The sequence below is a fragment of the Alloprevotella sp. genome (assembly GCF_057240785.1).
Genome location: NZ_DBHHRH010000034.1, coordinates 1 through 6911, shown reverse-complemented (window position 1 = coordinate 6911; position 6911 = coordinate 1). Strand labels below are relative to the sequence as shown.

Annotated in this window: 4 protein-coding genes; 2 read left to right on the top strand and 2 right to left on the bottom strand. The window is 37.6% G+C overall.

Annotated features, from left to right (window positions below):
• Positions 1-158, bottom strand: a 158-nt coding sequence (locus ACO4R2_RS07975; protein WP_484769832.1) for a transposase, incomplete at its 3' end; no start/stop codon positions are given.
• A 363-nt stretch (positions 159-521) separates the two neighbouring features.
• Between ACO4R2_RS07975 and ACO4R2_RS07970 the strand changes: the two genes are divergently transcribed.
• The gene (locus ACO4R2_RS07970) at positions 522-4811 is read left to right on the top strand and encodes a translocation/assembly module TamB domain-containing protein (RefSeq protein ID WP_484769831.1); all 4290 of its coding nucleotides are present in this window, start codon (positions 522-524) and stop codon (positions 4809-4811) included.
• 68 nt (positions 4812-4879) lie between these two features.
• A complete protein-coding gene (gene mnmE / locus ACO4R2_RS07965) occupies positions 4880-6286 on the top strand; it encodes a tRNA uridine-5-carboxymethylaminomethyl(34) synthesis GTPase MnmE (RefSeq protein WP_484769830.1) in 1407 nt (468 codons plus the stop codon).
• Positions 6287-6326: 40 nt separating this feature from the next.
• Here mnmE and ACO4R2_RS07960 read toward each other — a convergent pair.
• On the bottom strand, positions 6327-6911 hold a 585-nt coding region (locus ACO4R2_RS07960; RefSeq protein WP_484769829.1), incomplete at its 5' end, for an IS982 family transposase.

The following is a 6911-nucleotide window of genomic DNA, read 5'->3' as shown; positions in this document are numbered from 1 at the left end:
TCGGCATCACTCATCCGCCCTTTTCTCTTGCGATGTTTTGGACTATTGGCAGAGGAGGATGAGGGAGAAAGAGAGGTTTTGTTTAATTCTAAATGATATTCTTTGCAAAAATCATCTGCAATACAATAGATTTCCGTAACTTTGCTGACAAGTTTCATGAGGATTGTTATTTTGTTATATGATTGATTATCAACAGTAAATATACAAAAAACAATCCTCTTTTTAGGTTTTTATTGAAACTTTTTTGAGGAAAAAGAAGTATTGCTTATCCCGAATTGGAGTTTTGATTTTTTATAATAAAAACTATATTAAATTAAGAAGAAACTCGAAAAGATGTTGCAAGTATAAATGTGTCACGTAAAATTCGTATTTTTGCCTTATAAATTTTTGAAGCAATCAGATCATTAGGAAAAATAATACAATGGATAGTAGGTATAGTACTTAGTCTTTACCTACTCATCCTATTTGTAATTAACTTCTCTCCTACCCAACGCATCATAGCAAATGCCATCCAAAATGCATTGTCGGAGAAGTTACACACTACGGTAACTATTGGTAATATCAACATCGGATTATTTAACCGTGTCATCATTAAAGATCTAAACATAAAGGACCAAAGTCAGCAACTCTTGCTTGGATGCGATTTGGCAACAACTAAATTTGAAATCAAACCTCTATTATGGGGGGAAATCTCCCTAAGAACGGTGTCGCTCTTAGATGCGAACATACAACTCTATAAGAAAGCGGCAAACTCCCCCACGAATTTCCAATTCATCATCGATGCACTGAAATCAAAAGAAGAGAAAAAAGAAGAAGCACTAAATCTTCGCATTAATAGTGTTATCTTGCGTCGTGTCAATGTCACTTGGAATGAATGGTACAAAGCACAGAGTCCAGGAAAAATTAATTTTTCACACCTTTCGATAAGAGATATTAGTTCCAATATCAGTTTAAAACGCCTTACGCCGGACAGTATCAATCTCCGCGTGCGTGCTCTTTCCTTTAAAGAACAGAGCGGATTAGACATTAAAAAACTAACGTTCCGCCTTATTGCCAACCATCATAAAGCTATACTGACAAACTTCGATTTACGACTATCAAATTCTTATATAAATCAAAGCCGTATTGTTTTTACATATGATGATAGCTCAATACAAACGCTGGGATATACCCTTACATGCCGAGGTGCCATAGATCAGGCCCAACTATCAACTGAAGACTTTTCATTTGCCATCCCACAGTTCAAAGGACTTAAAGAAACTCTTTCTTTAGCAACCTATTACTCTATAAATAACAACAGGTTAAACTTCAACAACATTCAAATAAAAAACAAAAATGAGCATCTAAATCTATTAGCTTCCTTTACACTAAACAGAACGAATGGAAAAATTAATGATTTAGCACTTAACATCCATCAATTCTCACTAACACAGAGACTTGGGCAGAGACTCTTCATGCATTTCAGTCACAAAGAAACACCTGCCATCTTTTCTCGGGTAGGTAACATTGATTACTCTGGCATTATACGAATAAAACTCGGTAAATCCTATTCGGCTAAAGGCTTATTGAAGACTGGCGTAGGGAGTTTCAACGAAGCGTTAACTTATAAAGACGAACGATTATCAGGGAGCGTTAAAGGGAAAGCTTTCGCATTGGCAGAAATCGTCGGAAAGAAAGACCTACCTTCTCAAATCACATTCAGTCTTCAAGGAGAAATTTTACTAAATAAGCAGACACCAAAAAGCAATGCTAATATTAGTATAGAGAAGTTTGAACTTAAAAACTATCTCTACCACGGCATTACAAGTCAGTTAAAACTAGCAAATAAATATTTTGAATTAAGCCTAAAATCAACAGATCCCAATATGTTGCTGGGAGTAAATATAGAAGGTAATCTCAAAAAGTTAACTCCTTACAATATTCGCGTAAAGGCAGACATTCATAAACTGAATCCAGCATCTCTACATCTGACACAACATTTTGGGAAAGCCAGCTTTGCCACTTCGCTTGAAGGTACATTGAAAGATTTAAACTTACAAAATCCTATTGCTCAAGTAAAAATACGAAATTTCAGCATGTTTGACAATGATTCCACCTATCAGTGTCAGCAACTAAATATATCCACAACAACACAGTCTTTACACCTAAGAAGCGACTTTGCAGATGCAGATATACAAGGACCGATGGATTTACAAAAGCTCAAAAAGAGTATTTTCCATATTTTAGCAAAATCTGTTCGAGGGCTTATAGAATTGACAGACAAAGAAAAAGGAGAGAAATGGGCATTTAATGTACAAGTAAAGAAAACAGATATTCTTCGCCGACTCCTTAATATCCCCATCTACATTTCAAATGTTGCAACACTCCGAGGTTACATTAATCATGAGAGCAATGCAACATCCATAACATTTGATACAAAAGACGTCATATATGACGGACTAGAATTGAAAGATATAAGTCTGTATTTCAACAGTAAAGAAGATAGCGTTAAGCTATTACTACAAGCAAAGAAGACCTTTGAAGAAACCAACATTCAAGTTGTAATTGACGGAAAAGCAGAAAAAGGAAAGATGCTAACAAATATCTATTGGGACGAATATATAAATCATGAAATTGGAGGTTCACTAAAGTTCACTACCAATTTCTCAAACGAGGGAAAGCTTATTAACATAGATATTCATCCTACAAACTTTCACATAGGAGATAGTATCTGGGATATTGATAGAGGGCAACTTACTTATACGCGTCAGAATCTTGACATTAGAGCTTTTTCAATAAGACATAGCGATCAAAAATTGAACATCTTTGGAAAACTATCTTCTAATCCAAAGGATTCTATCTACGCTCAACTACAAAAAATAGATGTCGCTTACGTTATGAATCTTGTGGACTTCCACGCAGTAGACTTTGCCGGAAAAGCATCAGGAACAGCAAGTATTTCTCACGATCAAAGAGGTAACCAACTTTCTGCAGATTTATACATCCCCGACTTCCATCTAAATGATGAATTTCTCGGCAAATTACATCTGCAAGGAGGCTTTGATTTCCCTAATAAACAAATCAATCTTAATGGAGATATCGTTGAAGGAGATACAGCAAGAACAAAAGTAAAAGGATACGTTAATCTACATCACAAACAATTACAACTGGATATAAATAGTAAGAAAACAAACTTAGTATTTCTGAATCGCTACATCAGTGATATCTTTGATAATTTTCAAGGCAGAGGAACGGGACATTGCCGCATCTTTGGCCCGCTCAAACAATTAGATTTTGAGGGAGAAATAGATGTGTGGGCAAGAGCAAAAATACAAGCAACAGGAGCATCATATCTTGTAAATAATGGACATGTAACAATTCAACCAGGCATCTTCTCCTTCCATAACTTTACGGTTTCTGATGAAAAAGATGGAGACGGAACGGTGAATGGTACTCTACAACATACGCACCTAAAGAATTTGCGCTACAACTTTGATGTAGAAGCAAAACGGCTACTAGTTTTAAACCAACCTCCCAATGTAGACCTACCCTTCTACGCGACAGCTTATGGAACAGGACACATGGCACTGAAAGGCGCTCCTAATAATTTGCAGATAGATCTGAACATGCATCCAGAAAAAGGAACTGTCTTTACTTACACAGTCAATAGTCCTGATAATTTCACCAATGTGCCCTTCATCAGATTTGCAGAGCGCAATGATAGTGTACAATCCTCTTCGCAGTTGTCGTTCGGAAAACAAAAACCAACAAAAGCACTTAATGACAGCACAGAGAGCAGTTCTACCAACATCCGTATGAATATGCTTTTCGACGTCACACCTGATGCAACAATCAAGGTTGTCATGGACGAAAAAACAGGTGATGCCATTACTGTACATGGAAGTGGTCCGATACGTGTCAACTATTATAACAAAGGTAATTTTAACATGTATGGAACATATACTGTTGAGAATGGAACTTATAAAATGAGTATCCAAAATGTCATACGAAAAGACTTTTCTTTTACTCAAGGCAGTAGAATAATCTTCAACGGTGATCCGTATCAGGGTGACTTAAATATGCAAGCTGTATATGCCATCAACTCAGCTTCACTTGCCGACTTAAATATCGGAAGAAACTTCAGTACAAATACTACGCGTGTAAATTGTTTATTGAATTTCCATGGCAAAGTACAGAACCCAGAAGTAAACTTTGATCTTGATTTACCAAATGTAAATGAAGACGAGAAGCAGATGGTGAGACATCTTATCGCAACAGAAGAAGATATGAACATGCAAATCATTTATCTTCTTGGGGTTGGCAGATTCTACGCTCCAAACTACTCGCAAACTGCAACAAACAGCAATGAAACGCAAACAGGAGCAGCAATGAAATCATTTCTATCATCCACTCTTTCAAACCAACTTAATAGCATCATTTCCAGCGCTATGAATAGTTCAAACTGGACTTTTGGTGCAAATCTGTCAACAGGATCTTTAGGTACTAATACGATGGAAATAGAGGGGCTATTAAGTGGACGTCTGCTCAATAATCGCCTACTTATCAACGGCAACTTTGGTTACCGAGATAACACCTATAACACAACGAACTTTGTGGGTGACTTTGATGCACAATATATCCTAACCAAAGGGGGAGGCGTGAGTCTGAAAGCATACAGTGAAACTAACGATAGATACTTTACTCGCTCTACACTTACTACACAAGGAATTGGAATTTTGCTTAAACGCAATTTTAATAAAGTAGGAGAACTCTTTCACTGGTTGAGACCTTCACGTTCACAAAGAAAAGGAAACATTAGCACTCACAATTAAATTATGCCGTAGAAAAGCGGCACTCCTTTATCACTTTTTTGAACTGATAAATAAGCTACTAGAAAATAATGGAAAATACTACCATTTGTGCCATAGCAACTGCTCCAGAAGGAGCCTTGGGTATTGTACGTGTATCAGGACCTAAGGCTATTAAAATTACAGAACACATCTTTGACCGTCCCTTAATAAATCGCCCAGCGAACTCTATAGTCTTTGGACGCATAATAGACAATGATAGCATATTGGATGAAGTTTTGGTTAGCATCTTTCATGCGCCACACTCCTATTCTGGAGAAAATGCGACGGAGATATCGTGCCACGGTTCTAAATACATACTACAACGCTGCATTGAACTACTCATTCAAGCAGGCTGCGTAATGGCAGAACCTGGAGAATTCACAAAACGTGCCTTCCTCAATAGAAAGATGGATCTTAGTCAAGCAGAAGCAGTAGCGGATTTGATAGCATCGTCAACAAAAGCTACTCACCACTTGGCTATGAGCCAGATGCGAGGAAGCTACAGTACCGCTCTGAAAAAACTTCGAGACAAGTTGTTGCATCTGACATCTTTATTGGAGTTAGAACTGGACTTTTCAGACCATGAAGACCTAGAATTCGCAGATCGAATAGAACTCACCAATATCGCCACAGACATCAATGAACACATAACTCACCTGTTAAAAAGTTTCCGTTTAGGAAATGCCATAAAAAATGGTATACCTGTAGCTATCGTAGGACAGACTAATGCTGGTAAGTCTACAATCTTGAATGCACTAGTAGGAGAAGAGAAAGCCATCGTCAGCGATATTCATGGAACTACGCGAGACATTATTGAAGACGTTGTAAACATCGAAGGAATTCCATTCAGATTCATTGATACTGCCGGTTTACGGAGTACGACAGATACAATAGAACGCTTAGGAATTGAACGAAGTTATATCCAACTAGAAAAGGCCGACATCGTACTATGGGTTATAGATGCGTTACGTCTTGAAAATGATGTTCAAGATTTATCTGAACAAATTCTCCCTCATTGTGAGAATAAGCAATTGGTATTAGTCATCAACAAATGCGACTTAGCAGCTGAGACTCCACAAGGTGAAGCGAAGATTAAAGAAAGCGTAGAGAAATTACTCAGAAGCTGTCCCAAAGACACTCGTAAAATTATGATAAGTGCCCATCAAACTAAAGATATTTCCCGCCTTCAGAACATTTTCCCTACACTCATTGACCGCACCAAGATAGAAGGGGCCTCTTCGTCCGTTATCGTGACAAATCTTCGCCACTACGAAGCTTTTAGTCGTGCACAAAAATCTATTGCGCAAGCTATTTCTGCCCTCAATCTTAGTTTGTCGGGGGAACTTATCAGCGAAGATTTGCGCGACTGTATTCGCGCGCTCTCTGAGATTGTTGGAGAAGTAAACACTCAAGATGTCCTTTCCAATATATTTTCCAAGTTTTGTGTGGGAAAGTAATCTCTTGCATGGTAAAATAAATAACGTGAGTTCGACGAATTCAGAACAATGCAAGCTGTGTATCAATAGTCCTTTGTACATTGATACACGGCTTCTTTGGAAACAGACAATAGGCAGCAATTGCCCCTAATAAGTTGACGATGAAATTGTCAAAGCATCTATGTCTGGAGTGCTCCACTTGTGCAATGTTCTTAAGTTCATCATTCACCGTTTCTATAATGGCTCTTTTTCTGAGTAAAAGTCTGTCTGAAACGCTCATTAAAGCTCCTTTCATGTTACTTTTCAATTTGGTAATAAGTTGTATTCCGTCAACGAAAAGCCTTTGAAAGAGGTTCTTACTGATGTACCCCTTGTCACCGACCAGCTTACCATGTATAAACTCTACAAAAGCTTGATACTCCAAAGGTTTACGGTCATCAATATCTCCCGGCGTTATCATAAAGTTGAGAAGCTCTCCTTTCTCATTACAAATCAAATGCAATTTGAAACCGAAGAACCACCCCATAGAGCTTTTCCCTCTTTGAGCTATGCCTTTGAAAACTTTGTGAATATGTATTCTTTGGTTCTTACAACCCCAATTCGGGATAAGCAATACTTCTTTTTCCTCAAAAAAAGTTTCAATAAA

Bases quoted from the DNA above. Each gene is read 5' to 3' on its own strand.
- mnmE (WP_484769830.1), top strand. From the start codon at position 4,880: ATGGAAAATACTACCATTTGTGCCATAGCAACTGCTCCAGAAGGAGCC.